The sequence below is a fragment of the Aeromonas taiwanensis genome, from assembly GCF_000820165.1.
Classification (GTDB): domain Bacteria; phylum Pseudomonadota; class Gammaproteobacteria; order Enterobacterales; family Aeromonadaceae; genus Aeromonas; species Aeromonas taiwanensis.
Map to the genome: position 1 here is coordinate 1 of NZ_CDDD01000034.1, position 15338 is coordinate 15338.

At 64.0% G+C, this 15338-nt stretch carries 14 protein-coding genes, 1 tRNA gene, 1 rRNA gene and 1 riboswitch; of the genes, 15 read left to right on the top strand and 1 reads right to left on the bottom strand.

The annotated features are described in order from the left end of the window. Nucleotides 1-127: 127 nt before the first annotated feature. The 8 genes from rrf to cbl all read left to right on the top strand — a co-directional run bounded on the left by rrf (nt 128) and on the right by cbl (nt 6510). Nucleotides 128-242: ribosomal RNA gene (rrf, locus tag BN1136_RS05990) — 5S ribosomal RNA — on the top strand. Nucleotides 243-339: 97 nt separating this feature from the next. Then, nucleotides 340-416 (top strand) — tRNA-Asp (locus tag BN1136_RS05995). A 328-nt stretch (nt 417-744) separates the two neighbouring features. Continuing rightward, nucleotides 745-1746: a sulfate ABC transporter substrate-binding protein gene (locus BN1136_RS06000; protein ID WP_043757804.1), complete on the top strand. Its 1002-nt coding sequence runs from the start codon at nt 745-747 to the stop codon at nt 1744-1746. A 38-nt stretch (nt 1747-1784) separates the two neighbouring features. Then, a complete protein-coding gene (locus BN1136_RS06005; RefSeq protein ID WP_043757807.1) occupies nt 1785-2360 on the top strand; it encodes an RBBP9/YdeN family alpha/beta hydrolase in 576 nt (191 codons plus the stop codon). A gap of 270 nt (nt 2361-2630) precedes the next feature. Beyond that, a complete protein-coding gene (gene cysT / locus BN1136_RS06010) occupies nt 2631-3470 on the top strand; it encodes a sulfate ABC transporter permease subunit CysT (RefSeq protein WP_043757810.1) in 840 nt (279 codons plus the stop codon). After that, nucleotides 3467-4360 (top strand): sulfate ABC transporter permease subunit CysW, encoded by an 894-nt coding sequence (cysW, locus tag BN1136_RS06015; RefSeq protein ID WP_043757812.1) that lies wholly within the window; start codon nt 3467-3469, stop codon nt 4358-4360. Before cysT ends, cysW begins: the two co-directional genes overlap by 4 nt. A 30-nt stretch (nt 4361-4390) precedes the next feature. Beyond that, the gene (locus BN1136_RS06020) at nt 4391-5458 is read left to right on the top strand and encodes a sulfate/molybdate ABC transporter ATP-binding protein (protein WP_043757814.1); all 1068 of its coding nucleotides are present in this window, start codon (nt 4391-4393) and stop codon (nt 5456-5458) included. Between the two features lie 104 nt (nt 5459-5562). Further along, nucleotides 5563-6510, top strand: coding sequence for an HTH-type transcriptional regulator Cbl (gene cbl, locus BN1136_RS06025; protein ID WP_043757843.1), 948 nt, complete (start codon nt 5563-5565; stop codon nt 6508-6510). Nucleotides 6511-6616: 106 nt separating this feature from the next. On the opposite strand, the gene gbpA is transcribed toward cbl, so the two are convergent. After that, nucleotides 6617-8038: an N-acetylglucosamine-binding protein GbpA gene (gene gbpA, locus BN1136_RS06030; RefSeq protein WP_043757816.1), complete on the bottom strand. Its 1422-nt coding sequence runs from the start codon at nt 8036-8038 to the stop codon at nt 6617-6619. Between the two features lie 64 nt (nt 8039-8102). Continuing rightward, nucleotides 8103-8188, bottom strand: a riboswitch (cyclic di-GMP riboswitch). Between the two features lie 367 nt (nt 8189-8555). Here gbpA and BN1136_RS06035 point away from each other — a divergent pair. The 7 genes from BN1136_RS06035 to BN1136_RS06065 all read left to right on the top strand — a co-directional run bounded on the left by BN1136_RS06035 (nt 8556) and on the right by BN1136_RS06065 (nt 15322). Beyond that, entirely contained in the window at nt 8556-10406 is a 1851-nt protein-coding gene (locus BN1136_RS06035; protein WP_043757818.1) for a M3 family metallopeptidase, read from the top strand. Nucleotides 10407-10696: 290 nt separating this feature from the next. Continuing rightward, a complete protein-coding gene (locus BN1136_RS06040; protein WP_081843603.1) occupies nt 10697-11173 on the top strand; it encodes a L,D-transpeptidase family protein in 477 nt (158 codons plus the stop codon). 121 nt (nt 11174-11294) lie between these two features. Beyond that, nucleotides 11295-12008: an AzlC family ABC transporter permease gene (locus tag BN1136_RS06045; protein WP_043757824.1), complete on the top strand. Its 714-nt coding sequence runs from the start codon at nt 11295-11297 to the stop codon at nt 12006-12008. A 2-nt stretch (nt 12009-12010) separates the two neighbouring features. Beyond that, entirely contained in the window at nt 12011-12352 is a 342-nt protein-coding gene (locus BN1136_RS06050; protein ID WP_043757825.1) for an AzlD domain-containing protein, read from the top strand. 116 nt (nt 12353-12468) lie between these two features. Continuing rightward, entirely contained in the window at nt 12469-13995 is a 1527-nt protein-coding gene (locus tag BN1136_RS06055) for a YjjI family glycine radical enzyme (protein WP_043757827.1), read from the top strand. 37 nt (nt 13996-14032) lie between these two features. Then, nucleotides 14033-14881 carry a YjjW family glycine radical enzyme activase gene (locus BN1136_RS06060; protein ID WP_043757830.1) on the top strand — a complete coding sequence of 283 codons (849 nt, stop codon included), beginning with the start codon at nt 14033-14035 and terminating at the stop codon, nt 14879-14881. A 117-nt stretch (nt 14882-14998) separates the two neighbouring features. Beyond that, nucleotides 14999-15322 (top strand): DUF1820 family protein, encoded by a 324-nt coding sequence (locus BN1136_RS06065; protein WP_043757833.1) that lies wholly within the window; start codon nt 14999-15001, stop codon nt 15320-15322. Nucleotides 15323-15338 lie beyond the last annotated feature (16 nt).

Below are 15338 nucleotides of genomic sequence, written 5' to 3' on the forward strand. Positions count from 1 at the left end.
TACAACACCCAAGAAGTGTTTCTGGTGCTTGTAGCAAGTGCATGAACTACTTACAAATTCAGTGATAGCGACACAGCACACTAGCTAAGTTGTTATTCACGTCAGCTTTCCAAGATTGAAGATTTTGCCTGGCGGCAATAGCGCAGTGGAACCACCTGACCCCATGCCGAACTCAGAAGTGAAACGCTGTAGCGCCGATGGTAGTGTGGCATTCGCCATGCGAGAGTAGGACACTGCCAGGCACCCAATTAAACAGTGATGTGCAAAATCACGTTACTGGCTGCGAGGATGACACCTCAGAAGAAGCGGCAAATGATTTAGCGAAAGCTAACCGAATGCGGAGCGGTAGTTCAGTCGGTTAGAATACCGGCCTGTCACGCCGGGGGTCGCGGGTTCGAGTCCCGTCCGCTCCGCCACTACTTAAGAAGCCCAGTCGACAGACTGGGCTTTTTTTCGTCTCCACGATCTCCTTATGTCCATCTCAGTTAACCAGATTTCGCCGTTCCATCCCGATTCTCTCCCCCTGAAACCCGTTGGTACTCGCCATGTCAGCCGATCGGGCTTCTTGGTCACTGGCATGGATCCACAAGCTATCACCGGGCATGGTGCTACTGACCAAGGGCGGATTTGCGCTCAGGGGGAGTTGAATATGCAGTAAAGAGATAAGCAAAGCGTTATTTCTTTCTTCATGGAATATGAGACTGCGGGCATGCTGTACTCAACCCAACGATATGGAGTATCACCATGAAACTGCGAATGACCGCTTTGACCCTCCTCTCCCTGCTGGCACTCGGCCAGGCGAATGCCGCCGAGGTGCGTCTGCTCAACGTCTCCTACGACCCGACCCGGGAACTGTTCCAGGAATACAATGCCGCCTTCGCCAAGGAGTGGAAGGCCAAGACCGGTGACGATGTGGTGGTGAGCCAGTCACACGGCGGCTCCGGCAAGCAGGCGCGCGCCGTGGTGGACGGACTGGAGGCCGACGTGGTCTCCCTGGCGCTGGCCTATGACGTGGATGCGGTGGCCAAGGCGGGCCTCACTGCTGGCGACTGGGAAGGGCGGCTGGCCAACAATGCCTCGCCCTACACCTCGACCATCGTGTTCCTGGTGCGCAAGGGCAACCCGAAGCAGATAAAGGACTGGGACGATCTGGTGCGCAAGGATGTCGCCATCATCACACCGAACCCCAAGACGTCCGGTGGGGCGCGCTGGAACTACCTGGCTGCCTGGGGATATGCCCTGAAGAAGATCGGTAGCGAAGAGGGGGCCAGGCAGTTCGTCGGCGACCTGTTCAAGAACGTGAAGGTGCTGGACTCCGGTGCCCGTGGCGCTACCACCAGCTTTATCGAACGGGGCCTCGGGGATGTGCTGCTGGCTTGGGAAAATGAGGCCTTGTTGGTGCTGAACCAGCCAGGAACCAGCGAGAAATTTGAATTGGTGGTGCCGTCGGTCTCCATCCTGGCAGAGCCGCCGGTCGCCGTGGTGGACAAGGTCGCCAGGAAGCATGGCACCGAGGCCGTAGCCAAGGGTTACCTCGACTACCTCTATTCTGACGAAGGTCAGCGGATCATCGCCAAGTATCACTATCGTCCGAGCAACCCGGCGATCCTGAAGGAGACCTCGGCCCAGTTCCCCAGTCTGAATCTGTTCAACATCAAGGATCTGGAAGGGGATTGGGACAAGGCGCAGAAGAAGCACTTCGCCCAGGGCGGGCTCTTTGACCAGATCTACCAGCCGGGCCGCTGAGCCGGGCTGACCTCGAGCCAATGGAGAGGAGTACCAAGATGAACAAGATCCTTCTGGTTCCCGGCCTGCACAACAGCGGGCCCGATCACTGGCAGAGCCGCTGGCACCAGCAGTTTCCCCAGTGGCAGCGGATGGTGGGTCTGCCCTGGGATCAGCCGGATCTCACGGTCTGGTGCGCCAAGCTGGCGAGCAAGCTCAGGAGCCGGCGCAGCCGGGTTCATCTGGTGGCTCACTCCTTCGGGGCCCTGACGGCCATTGCCGCCGCCAGGTTGCAACCGGACAAGGTATCGTCCCTCCTCATCGTCGCGCCCGCCGATCCGGCTCGCTTCGGGATCCCGGACGAGGCGCTGGCGGGCTCCATCAAGGTTTCCGCCCAGCTCGTCGCCAGCCGCAACGACCCCTGGATGAGTTTCGAGCGTGCCGAATACTGGAGTCGCCAGTGGCAGGTGCCCTTGTTCGATGCGGGTGATGTGGGCCACATCAATGCCCAGTCTGGTCATGGTGACTGGCGCCAGGGGCTCGATCTGCTCACCACTCTTCACCGCAGGGCCGAGATGGTGGTGGAACCGGCTCCCGCCCAATGGAAGAGGCGTGCCGCCCTCACGGTTCGCTGACACCACATTGCAATCCGAGGGAGTATATGGGCGCGACCCCGGCAGGCTGGCCCACCTGATTTAAGTGACTGTCTCCATGGTTTCACGGCTCCGTTTTTTAGGTCTTTTATTTATATAAAAGACCTTTTTTTCTATTTATCGCTCTCAAAGCCTTGTGCCACCACGGTTAGATAAAAAAGTGCTTAGCAAAGGCGTTATTGGTGTTTGTTGTCCCTGGCTCTAGTGAGCAGAATCGCCATATCCAAAGTTTTTATAACAAACGGATGTGTTATGCGATTAAGTTCTTATTCTGTCCTGCCCGGCCTGGGGCCGACGCTGGGCTTCAGTCTGCTCTATCTGGGCATACTGGTCCTGTTGCCCCTCTCGGCTCTGGTGCTGTTTGCGGTGAACAACCTGAGCGCCGCCGAATTCTGGCAGGTGATCGGCTCCCCCCGGGTACTTGCCTCCTTTCGCCTGAGTTTCGGCGCAGCCTTCATCGGCGCCCTGCTCAACAGCCTGTTCGGCCTGATCCTGGCCTGGGTGCTGGTGCGCTACACCTTCCCCGGGCGCCGCCTGGTGGATGCGCTGATCGACCTGCCCTTCGCCATGCCAACCGCCGTCTCCGGCATCGCCTTGTGCGCCATCTTTGCCCCCAACGGCTGGATAGGCCAGTGGGTCGCCCCGCTCGGCCTCGAGCTTGCTTACAACCCCATCGGGGTCGTCATTGCCCTGACCTTCATCGGGCTGCCCTTCGTTGTGCGCACCCTGCAACCGGTGCTGCGGGAGGCCGAGACCGAGCAGGAGGAGGCGGCCGCGAGTCTGGGTGCCAACCGCTGGCAGACGTTCGCCAGGGTGCTGTGGCCGACCCTGATCCCGGCGCTCCTCACCGGCTTTGCCCTGGCATTTGCCCGCGGGGTGGGGGAGTACGGCTCCGTCATCTTCATCGCCGGCAACCTGCCCATGGTGTCGGAAATCGCACCGCTGATGATCATGAGCCACCTGGAGGAGTATGACTACGCGGGAGCTTCCGCCATCGCGTCTGTCATGCTGCTCATTTCATTCATTCTGCTGTTGCTCATCAACAAGTTGCAGGCCTGGAGCTGGGCCCGTATCGGAGGGAGCCGCCTATGAGCGCATCCAGTGCAAGTCTCGATCTGGCTCAGGGCGCCGTGCCGACGCCCCGGGTGAGCCAACCCCGGGTGATCCACGAGCCGGCCTGGGTCAAATGGCTGCTGATCACCATAGGTCTGGGCTGGTTTGCCGCCCTGCTGCTGTTGCCGTTGGCCACCGTCTTTATCCAGGCCCTGTCTCCCGGGCTGGCTTTCTTCTGGCATGCCATCAGCGAGCCGGATGCCCTGAGCGCCCTTGGGCTGACCGCCCTGGTGACGCTCTGCTCCGTGCCCCTGAATCTGCTGTTCGGGCTCGCCGCCGCCTGGGCCATCGCCCGGTTCCGCTTTCCTGGGCGGCAGCTGCTCATCACCCTCATCGATCTGCCGTTCTCGGTCTCGCCGGTCATAGCAGGCCTGATGTTCGTGCTGCTGTTCGGCAGTCGCGGCTGGTTCGGGGAGTGGCTCGGCGAGTACGACATCAAGATCATCTTCGCCACCCCGGGGATCATTCTGGCCACCACCTTCATCACGGTACCCTTCGTGGTGCGCGAACTGCTGCCCCAGATGGAGGCGCGCGGCCCTGAAGAAGAGGAGGCCGCCATCATGCTGGGGGCGAGCGGCTTGCAGATGTTCTGGCGCGTCACCCTGCCCGGTATCCGCTGGAGCCTGATGTATGGTCTGCTGCTCTGTACCGCCCGGGCCGTGGGGGAGTTCGGCGCCGTCTCCGTGGTCTCCGGCCACATTCGCGGCCAGACCAACACCCTGCCGCTGCATATCGAGATCCTCTACAACGAGTACCAGACAGGGGCCGCTTTCGCGGTGGCCAGCCTGCTGGCGCTGTTCGGGATCTTCACCCTGCTGGGGGAGACCCTGCTGGCCCGGCTGCGCAGTCAGCCCGCCCAGTCCCATTGATGTCGATTCAACGATTCATAAGAGGCCGCCATGAGCATTCAGGTTCAACGACTCAACAAGCATTTCAATCAGTACGCCGCCCTGGCCGACATCAACCTCGACTTTCACGACGGTGAACTGGTGGCCCTGCTCGGTCCCTCCGGCTGCGGCAAGACCACCTTGCTGCGGATCATCGCCGGGCTGGAGCAGGCCGACTCGGGCCAGGTGATCATCCGCGGGGAGGATGCCTCGGATCTGCACGTGCGCGAGCGCAACGTCGGCTTCGTGTTCCAGCACTACGCCCTGTTTCGCCACATGACGGTGTTCGAGAACGTGGCGTTCGGTCTGCGGGTCAAGCCGCGCAGCGAGCGGCCGGCCGAGGAGGCCATCCGTGCCCGGGTCAGGGAGCTGCTGGATTTGGTGCAACTCAGGCACGTGGCGGCACGCTACCCGACCCAGCTCTCCGGCGGCCAGCGTCAGCGGGTCGCCCTGGCCCGCGCCCTGGCGGTGCAGCCCAAGGTGCTGCTGCTGGACGAACCCTTCGGCGCCCTCGACGCCCAGGTGCGCAAGGAGCTGCGTCGCTGGCTGCGCGAGCTGCACGACGAGTTGCATGTCACCAGCCTGTTCGTCACCCACGATCAGGAGGAGGCGCTGGAGGTGGCGGACAGGGTGGTGCTGATGAATGCCGGCAGGGTGGAGCAGATAGGCACGCCGGCCGAAGTCTATGACCAGCCCGCCAGCGCCTTCGTGCACAGCTTCCTCGGCAGTGTGAACCTGTTCCGTGGTCGGGTGGCAGGCCAGGGGCTTGGCATCGGCGAGCAGCTGCTGGGGGGAGCCATTGCCTCCCCACTGGCGGAAGGAAGCGCGGCCATCGCCTATGTGCGTCCCCACGAGCTGGAGATACTGCCGGCGGATGCACCGGGTGGCATCAGCGCCACCATCACCCGGTTGCTGCCCATGGGGCCGCGTATCCGGGTAGAACTGCGCGGCGACGGAGAGAGAGCGAGTGCCCACTACGAGGCGGAGCTTAGCAAGGAGGCCGCCCGGGCCTTTGCTCCCGGCCAGGGGGTACGCCTGGTGGCAAGACAGGCCCAGCTCTACCCCGACTACCAGATCTGAGGGCTGGCCGCCCTGGTGGTCCAGCTTCAGGCCGGGTTGGTGCCCGGCGACCCATTATTAGAAGACGGTGGCACTTCCACCGTCCCCCAGCGCAGGAGGCGATGGTGAACTTTCAGCAGTTGCGAATCATTCGGGAAGCGGCACGGCGGGATTACAACCTGACCGAGGTGGCCAATGCCCTCTTTACTTCCCAGTCCGGGGTCAGCCGCCACATTCGCGAGCTGGAAGAGGAGCTGGGGCTCGCGCTCTTCATCCGCTACGGCAAGCGGCTGCTCGGCATGACGGAGCCGGGCAAGGAGTTGCTGGTGATCGCCGAGCGTATCCTCAATGACGCCGACAACATCCGCAAGCTGGCCAGCACCTTCGCCAACCGTGACTCGGGCCGGCTGCTGGTCGCGACCACCCACACCCAGGCCCGCTACGCCCTGCCCAGGGTGGTGAAGGCGTTTCGCGAGCAGTTCCCGCTGGTGCAGCTGGAGCTGCGCCAGGGCAGCCCGGAGGAGATAGTTCGGCTGGTGCAGACCGGCGAGGTGGACATCGGCATCAGCAGCGAGCAGCTCGACAGGAGCGAAGGGGTGGTGGCGTTTCCCTACTACCGCTGGCACCACAACATAGTGGTGCCGGAGCAGCACCCCCTCACCGCCGAGCGGGAGCTGACCCTGGCTGCCCTGGCGCACTGGCCCATCGTCACCTATCAGGCCGGCCTCACCGGGCGGGTGCGGGTAGACGAGGCGTTTGCCGAGGCGGGCATAGCGCCGCAGATCCTGCTGACGGCCCAGGATTCGGACGTCATCAAGACCTATGTCGAGCTGGAGATGGGGGTGGGCATACTGGCGGACATGGCGTTCGACGCCCAGCGGGACAAGGGATTGGTGCAGCTGGACGGCAGCCGGCTGTTTTCGCCCCACACCGCCTGGATCGGCCTCAAGCAGGGGCAGTTCCAGCACAACTTCGCCTGGCAGTTCATCCAGCTGTGCAACCCCGAGCTGGCGTTGTCGGAGATCCAGGCCCGTGCCATGAGCAACGAGCCCCTGCTCGACTACCAGATCTGAGCGGTTGCCATGGAAAACGGGGAGCCATTGGCTCCCCGTTTTATTGCGGACGGATGGGCCCCTTCGGCTGACCCTATCCGACTTTACACTGCGCAGGTGCGGCGGATCACAGCTGTGTCCATGCCTCCTGCCAGTGGGAACCCACGCCCGGCTCATACTGGGTAGCCGTGCTCGCCCACTGGCTGCACCAGCCGCTGTAGGGGAAGGGTTTGCACTGGTAGATCTTGCCGTTCTTCGGCTGCAGTACCCGGGTCCCTGCGGTGTAGGACTTGAGCCCCTCCGGGAAGCTGTACTGGTAGTCACCGCCAGCGGCCGGATCCTTGAGCATCAGATCCAGGGTCTGCTGCAGGGTGGCGCCACCGTTCTTCGGCTTGGCCTCGATCACCAGCTGATGGTGGCCGGCGCTCAGGCCGGTCAGGGCCATGGTGAAGCCCTGGCTGTTGTCCTTGATGTCGGCGCTGGTCTGCCCCCTGGCGACACCGCCATGGTCGTAGAGGGTGCTGGTGACGGCGAGATCTCCCTGGGCGGCGACGGTGAAGGCCAGGGTGAGCTGGCCGTTGTCGATCGGATACTCGCTCGCCAGGCCGCTCACGCTGATGCTGTCGCTGACCGGGGGTTGCTGCTGCTCTAGCTGGACTTCTACTCGCTGCAGGTTGCTGCCCGCTTTCAGGTAGACGGGGTTCTGGCCGTAGACCGGGTTGAACTGGCCGTCCGTGCCCTGCTGGCCGGCGCGGATCTGGCTCTGCTCTGCATTGATCTTGCTCGCCAGGGCGTGAGCCCAGTTGTTCTTCAGGCCTTGCTCGGTACTAGCGATGGTCAGCTCGGTCTGCAGATCGGTGCGTTCGCCACCGGCGTCGAATACCCGGGTTCTGGCCTTGTCGCCGACGGCGAGGTCGATGGAGGGATAGATGGTGCCTCCCTGACTCCAGGTCAACGGCGGCTGGCCGTCGTCCTTGAACCGGGCGTCGATCAGGTTGTAGAAGCTGTTGGTGGTGTCACCCACCTCCCAGACCCCGAGGATCAGCTGATAGCCGGTACGCTCGGGCAGGGTGCAGTTGTGGGTCACCTGCTTGGGTGGCTGTACCATGCCCCCGTCGATGACACAGAAGGGCACGAGATCGAAGGCGTCCCGGGTGAGCGGCTGGTTCGGGTTCCAGTCCTGCCGGGTGAGGTAATAGCGCCAGTTGCGGGTCGCGTGGTTGGCGGTGAAGGTCCAGCTGATGGTGAAGGGACCGGCCTGCACATTGCGCTTGGTCCAGCGATCGCTGGTCTGGGCGTTGAGCTCGCCAAACTGCGGGTGTCCTGCCGAGGCGATCTGGCCATCGGCGGGGCCACCAGCGGGGAAGCCGGAGGGGGCCTCCAGGCTCTGGGGCTCCCACTGGATGGCGCCGCACTGGATGTTGCCACCCGTCTTGCACAGGTAGTTGCGCGACTCGGGCTGGCTGATATAGCCGTGGGCGAGGGCACCGCCGCTGGCCAGCAGCGTCAGCGCCGCCGCGAGGTGATTGAATTGAAGTTTTGCTGCCATACATTCCTCTGTTCGGTGATGTGGGCAGTCAAGTTGGCAGGGGAAATCCCGGTGCACACCTGGGTGTGGCAACCCCGCTATCCTGGACAGCATGTCTTTAGACCGGAGGCTTTGCGTCCTGGCCTTTCAACCAGTTTGCCAAATGACTACAGAAAGGGTCATGGTGCCGCACTGGGCGGCAGACCCATGATGACTATATTTTGTTAAAAAATTAAGTGTAAATATTGACGGCTTGACCTCATCGGAGCAGTACGACTCCCCATACTTCTCTTGCTCCCCCCTCGGACAGGGCGATACCGATCATCAGGTGTGTTCGGGCTGGGCCGCCCGACATCCCCCGCTGCTTGCCCCCCAGATGCACGTCTGGACCAATCGCCAGCAGACAGTGCTCCCCGCTTTTTGGTAGCTTGTTCATGCGCATCCCGGCGCACTGTTTGCCAATCTCTGTGAAGGGGGCGGCATCTCACCAATAAAAGGAGTGGGCCCCGTGCGGGTGACCCCATAAAAGAGGGAATTTATGAGTTCCATTGCCAGGAATTATCTCAACCAGCTCAACGCCGACTACCTGCAGGTACACAGGCGCAAGGAGGATCTGTTCTGGTCCACCTACATGGGCACCAGCGACGATCAGGCCGGCTTCACCGCCGCCGAGCAGGCCTACAAGGCCTTCTGCGCCGACCCAGCACGCCTGCCGGTGCTGCGGGAGATGCAGGCCCAGGCCGAGGAGACCGAGCTGAAACGCGGTCTGGCAGGCTGGATCGCCTTCTTCGAGTGCAATGTCATCGAGGATCCTCAGGCCGCGTCCCTGATGGACGAGCTGGTGGCCGCCGAGGCGGATCTGTTTGCCCGGCGCAAGGGGCTGAAGCTGACCTTGCTGGACGAGCAGGGTCACCAGGTCCCCGGCAGTCTGCCCGCCGCCAGCACGACGCTGGCCGCCAGCAGCGACGAGGCGGTGCGCCAGAGTGCGCTCGCCATGTTCCACGCCCTGGAGCAGTGGGTGGTCGACAACGGCTATCTGGAGATAGTCGCGCTGCGCAACCGCTTCGCCCGGGCCATGGGCTATCGGGACTACTTCGACTACAAGGTGCACAAGAACGAGCAGATGAGCCCGGAGCAGCTTTTTGCCGTTCTGGATGACTTCATCGCCCGCACCGATGCCCGCCTGCACCAGAGTCTGGCGGAATTGAAGGCCGCCAAGGGGGAAGAAGCCCTGCTGCCCCATAACCTGCGCTACAGCGTGAGCGGCGACGTGACCCGCCAGCTCGATCCTTACGTGCCCTTCTCCCGGGCGCTGAAGGATTGGGTCGAGAGCTTCCGCCGCCTCGGCATCCAGTACCGCGGTGCCACCCTGACCCTGGATCTGCTGACCCGGGAGGGGAAATACGAGAACGGCTTCTGTCACGGCCCGGTGCCGAGCTTCTGGCAGGAGGGGGAGTGGGTGCCGGCGGTGGTCAATTTCACCAGCCTGGCGAACCCGGCTCAGGTAGGCAGCGGCTGGAACGGGCTCAACACCCTGTTCCATGAAGGGGGCCACGCGGCGCACTTTGCCAACGTCACCGGCAATGCCCCCTGCTTCTCCCAGGAGTTTCCGCCCACCTCCATGGCCTATGCCGAGACCCAGTCCATGTTTTGCGACAGCCTGCTGGACGACGCGGACTGGCTCAAGCGCTACGCCAGGAATGACGCGGGGGAGGCGATCCCCGATGCGCTCATCCAGGCGATGATCGCCGCGCGCCAGCCGTTTCGCGCCTTCAACGAGCGCCAGATCGCGCTGGTGGCCTACTTCGAGCGGGATCTCTACGCCATGGACGAGGCCGAGCGCACCCCGGCCGCCGTGCTGGCGCTGGCCCGCCAGTGGGAACGCAAGATCCTGGGCGTCGAGAGCCCGCGCCCGCTGCTGGCCATTCCGCACCTCCTCAACCAGGAGTCGGCCTGTGCCTATCACGGCTACCTGCTGGCCCTGATGGCGGTGGAGCAGACCCGCGCCTACTTCCTGAAGCGCGACGGCTACCTCACCGACAACCCGCGCATCGGGCCGGATCTGGCCGCCCACTACTGGGGGCCGGGCAACGGCATGACCCACGACGAGACGCTGCAGAGTCTCACCGGTGAGGGCTTCAGTGCAGTGCCTCTGGCGGAGGCGTGCAACCGGAGCGCCGCCGAGGCGTGGCAGCAGGCGCAGGAGTGTATGGATGCGGCACGGCAGCGTCCGCCAGCGGGGGAAGGGACGCCGCTCGACGCCCGCATCCGGGTGGTACACGGCGCCGAGCTCATCGCCGACAACCAGGAGTCAGAGGCCCGCATGCTGGCCGACTTCGAGGCCTGGATCCGGCGCCATTACGGGGCCGAGGCCGCCGTGGCCGGCTGAGCCTGCCCCTGAGCTCCGAGCCCCGCCAGCTGGCGGGGCTCTCTATTGGCGAGAGGGGGGCACGGGGCTCTTTCGGGGGCATATTCAAGGGAAGGGACTATCCCGCTGTTTTTCCTGTGCATTCATCGAGATGACCGGGTTGCCTTCGCCGTGTCGCCAGATATGTTTTTCTCGATATATTGAGTATTCATGGCGATCCCATATCATGGCGCTCGCTCGTCACCAGAGAGTGGCGACATTCAGATGATTTGCTAACAAGAGAGCCCTGAAGGCTCGTCGAGGGATGGAAAGTGAGAGCCGTATTGCTGTGTTTGCTGGGGCTGTGGCCCGCATTGAGTTTTGCCACCCTGTCTGCCGATATGGTGGTGGTCAAGAAGTCGAGTTACAGCCTGACCCTGATGAAGGATGGCAAGGAAGTCAAACGCTACTGGGTTGCCCTGGGCCCGGCGCCCATGGGGCACAAGCAGCGTGAAGGGGATCAGCGTACCCCGGAAGGGCGCTACACCCTCGACTACAAGAAGAGCAACTCCGGCTTCTACAAGGCCATTCACATCAACTACCCGAACCTGGACGACATCAAGCGCGCCAACGAGCTGGGTGTGAACCCGGGCGGCATGATCATGATCCACGGCCAGCGCAACAGCCTGGGGGATCGCAGGGTGCAGCCCTCCAACTGGACCAACGGCTGCATCGCGGTGCTGAACCACGAGATGGACGAGATCTGGAACGCCATCGAACCCGGCACCCCCATCATCATCGAGCCCTGATCCCGTCTTCCAACGCCCGCTACCACGCGGGCGTTTCATTTGCCGCAGGCCATGGCGTGACAGCCCGTCCCGCGCCGTGTTAGTTTTTCCGGCTCGCATTGGCTATCTCAAGGACGATCCCATGATCTCAGAAACGGGCCTCCCTGCGTCCGAGCGCCCGGTGGCGCTCTGGTGGCGTGCCTCCATCGATATTCTGCCCCTCTCCATCTCGGTGATCCCCTGGGGGATCCTGTGCGGCGCCCTGGCGCTGCAGGCGGGTCTGAGCCCGCTGCAGGCCCAGCTGATGTCGCTGCTGGTCTATGCCGGTGCCGCCCAGCTCTCGGCCACCACCTTGTTCGGGGCGGGCACCCCGCTGTTGCCCATCATGGGGTCCACCATGGTGATCACCTCCCAGCACCTGCTCTATGGCTTCACCTTCCGTCGCGACGTGCTGCCGCTCTCCCTGCGCTGGCGGGCCAGCCTCGCCTTCTTCCTGACCGACGAGATGTTCGCGGTGGCACTCAAGGACAGGGAGCGCAGCGGCACCTTCAACCCCGCCTATGCCCTGATCGCTGGCTTCGTCTTCTACCTGTTCTGGAACCTGGCAACCCTGCTCGGCATCGCCGCCGGCCAGTACATCGAGGGGTTGGACAAGATGGGACTGGACTTCGCCATCGCCGCCACCTTCATCGCCATGACCATTCCCGCCATGAAAAACCTGCCCATGGTGGCGGCCACCCTGGTGAGCGGGGGCACGGCGCTGCTCACCAAGCCGCTGCTGGCGGAGATCCACATCATCGTCTCGGCCCTGGCCGGCATGGTGGTGGGCTATGTGCTGCACCGGATGAGGAGGTGATCATGGGCTGGCTGATGATAGGGCTGCTGGCCCTGATTACTTTCTTCAACCGCTTCGCGTTCTTCTCGCGGCTGACCCGCTACCAGCCCGGTGCCGAGATGGGGGCCTTCCTCAGTTTCTCGGCCCAGTCGGTGCTGACCGCCATCTGGCTGCCCATCGTCTTCAGCTATGAGCCGGGCATCGGGCTGGACTGGGATCCGGACTACCTGGCTGCCACCCTGCTGGTGACGGCCCTGACCCTGCTGCGCCTGCCGACCCTGGTGGTGGTGGTGGTCGGCATGGGGGGCTTCTTCCTGCTGCGCTGGCTGGGGGGCATTGCCATTCTCTTCCCGGGCTGGGGCTAGCCCCGTGATCCTGCATGGCGGATGTCGTTATGGGATATCCGCCATGTTGGGAATGTCACTTCAAAAAAGGCCTCTCAAGTGTGAGGATTTTGGCATCATCCGCCGAGGAGCGAGCCATGTCCTTCACCGAAACCTGCCAGCGCATCGTGCGCGACCCCCTGCTGTCACCGGCCCAGAAGAGCCACGCCCTGGCGCTGGCCGCCGAGACTGCGCTGCCCTATCCCGAGCTGCCCGCCGACGTCGCCGAGGCGATGTCGCAAGGGGTGCTGTGCGACATGTTCGAGGGGCACGCCCCCTACAAGCCGCGATACGTGCTGCCAGACTACGAGAAGTTTCTGCGCCAGGGCTCGGCCTGGCTGGAGCTGGCCCCGCCGCGGGATTTTGACGAGGCCCTCGACGCCCTGCGCATCCTCTACCATCACGTGCCCTCGGTCACCGGCATGCCGGTCTGGCTGGGCAGGCTCGATCATCTGCTGCTGCCCTTCGTCGGTGCGCTCGATGACGAGGCCCTCCATCGCAAGCTGAAGGCCTTCTGGACTTACCTGGATCGGGTGCTGCCGGATGCCTTCATGCACGTCAACATAGGCCCCGACGACAACCGGATCTGCCGCCTGATCCTGCGCATCGATGGCGAGCTCAAGCAGGCGGCCCCGAACCTCAGCCTGTTCCACGACCCGGCGCAGACCCCGGACAGCCTGCTGCTGCAAGGGGCCGAGAACATCGCGGCCTGCAGCAAGCCCCACATCGTCAACTACCCGCTGCACAGGGAGACCTTCGATGCGCGCGGCTTTGGCATCGTCAGCTGCTACAACGCCCTGCCTCTGGGGGGCGGGGCCAATACCCTGGTGCGCCTCTCACTCAAGGGCGTGGCCGGGCAGAGCACAGGGGTTGAGGATTTCATGGCCCGAACGCTGCCTCACTATTGCGAGCAGGCCTCGCGGCTGATCGAGGCGCGCGCCGCCTTCCTGCACGAGGCATCCGGCTTCTTCGACAGCTTCCTGGTGGAGGAGGGGTTGATCGAGGAGGCGCGCTTCGTGCCCATGTTCGGCATCTATGGCATGGCGGAGGCGGTAAACCTGCTGATGGAGCAGGCGGGGCTGGCGGGGCGATACGGTCACGACGAGGAGGCGAACCGGCTCGGTCACCGCATCTCGGCCCGCCTCTCCGAGCTGGTGAGGGCGCGGCCCCAGCCCCATGCCTGGGGCGGCCGCGCCCTGCTCCACTCCCAGGGGGGGCTCAGCGTGGACAGGGGCGTCACCCCCGGGGTGCGCATCCCCTATGGAGAGGAGCCGGATCCCGCCAGCCATCTGCTGGCCCTGGCACCCCACCACGGCTTCTATCACTCCGGGATCAGCGAGATCCTGACCCTGGATCCCACCATCCGCCAGAACCCGCAGGCGCTGCTGCAGCTCTGCAAGGGGGCCTTTGCCCTCGGCATGCGCGAATTCACCGCCAACGTGGCCGACAGCGACCTGGTACGGGTGACCGGCTACATGATCCGCAAGCGCGATGTGGAACGCTTCGCGGCGCAAGGATCGCGGCTGCAGACCACCTGCCTCGGCGCCGAGGCGAGCGAGCTGACCGGCATTCGCCAGCGGGCGCCGCGGGTGGTGGCCATCGAGGCTCTCTTGAGTGAGCGCTGAGTGCGGCAGGCAGGAGGGGGCCGAACTCACGGCGACGGTGAGCCGCTGGCTCCCCTTCTCCTGCGTGGACGGCCCCGGCAACCGGCTGGTGCTGTTTCTGCAGGGGTGCAACTTCCGCTGCCCCGGCTGCCACAACCCCCACACCATAGGGTTGTGCGATCACTGCGGCGACTGCGTGCCCGGCTGCCCGAGCGGGGCCCTGACCCTGCAAGAGGGGCGGGTGAGCTGGCGGGAAGCGAGCTGCACCGACTGCGATGCCTGTCTCGAGGCCTGCCCCCGCAGCGCCAGCCCCAAGACGCGCCAGATGTCGGTGGCCGAGGTGCTGGCCCTGCTGCGCCGCTACGGCCCGCTGCTCACCGGCATTACCGTCTCCGGCGGCGAGGCCACCACCCGGCTGCCGTTCGTGATCGCCCTGTTCACGGCCATCAAGGGGGCGCCGGATCTGGCTCACCTCACCTGCCTGCTCGATAGCAACGGCTCGCTCGCCGAACCTGGCTGGCAACGGCTGTTGCCGGTGCTGGACGGCGCCATGGTCGATCTCAAGGGGTGGCACGAGTCAGTGCACCTCGCCCTGACCGGCCGAGGTCGCGATCGGGTGCTGGCGTCGCTGCATCTCCTGGCTGCCCACGGCAAACTCGCCGAGCTGCGCCTGCTGCAGGTGCCGGGGCGGAGCGACTATCTCGACGCCGCCGGGGAGCTGGGGGAGGGGCTGGCGACCTTCTTGCAAACGCTGGGGCGGGTGCCCATCCGCCTCAACGGTTTTCGCCATCACGGGGTGCGCGGGGCCGCGCTGGCATGGTCAGAGGCCGGGGGGGATGAGCTGGCGGCCCTGGCCAAGGCACTGAAGGACAAGGGGTTTGGGCCCGTGATGCTGCCAGCGCTCTGAGGCGTTATCCGGCACCTCATCCTGAGACCCGATATGACGCATCTGTGACGTCCGTCTATTTGGTGTGCCCGAGGGGGCGGCTAGAATGGGAAAACCGCCCATCATCAACAGATACCCATGAGTGAAGCCAACGCCTTATACCGAGTGCAGTTTATTTGTCACAACGAGCGTTACGAAGTCTACGTCAGGGAAGTGAGTCAGGGTCAGCTGTTCGGCTTCATCGAGATCGCCCACTTCGTGTGGGACAACCACACCGCGCTCATCGTCGATCCCAGCCACGAAAAATTGAAGAGTGAGTTTGCGGACGTCAACCGCACCATGATCCCCATGCACCACGTGCTGCGGGTCGATCAGGTGCGCAAGCAGGGGGCCGCCCGCATCACGGATTTGGGTAACAACGTCTCCCCTTTCCCCAGCCCCATCTACACCAGGAAACCCTGATCCCGTCAGACCCGGC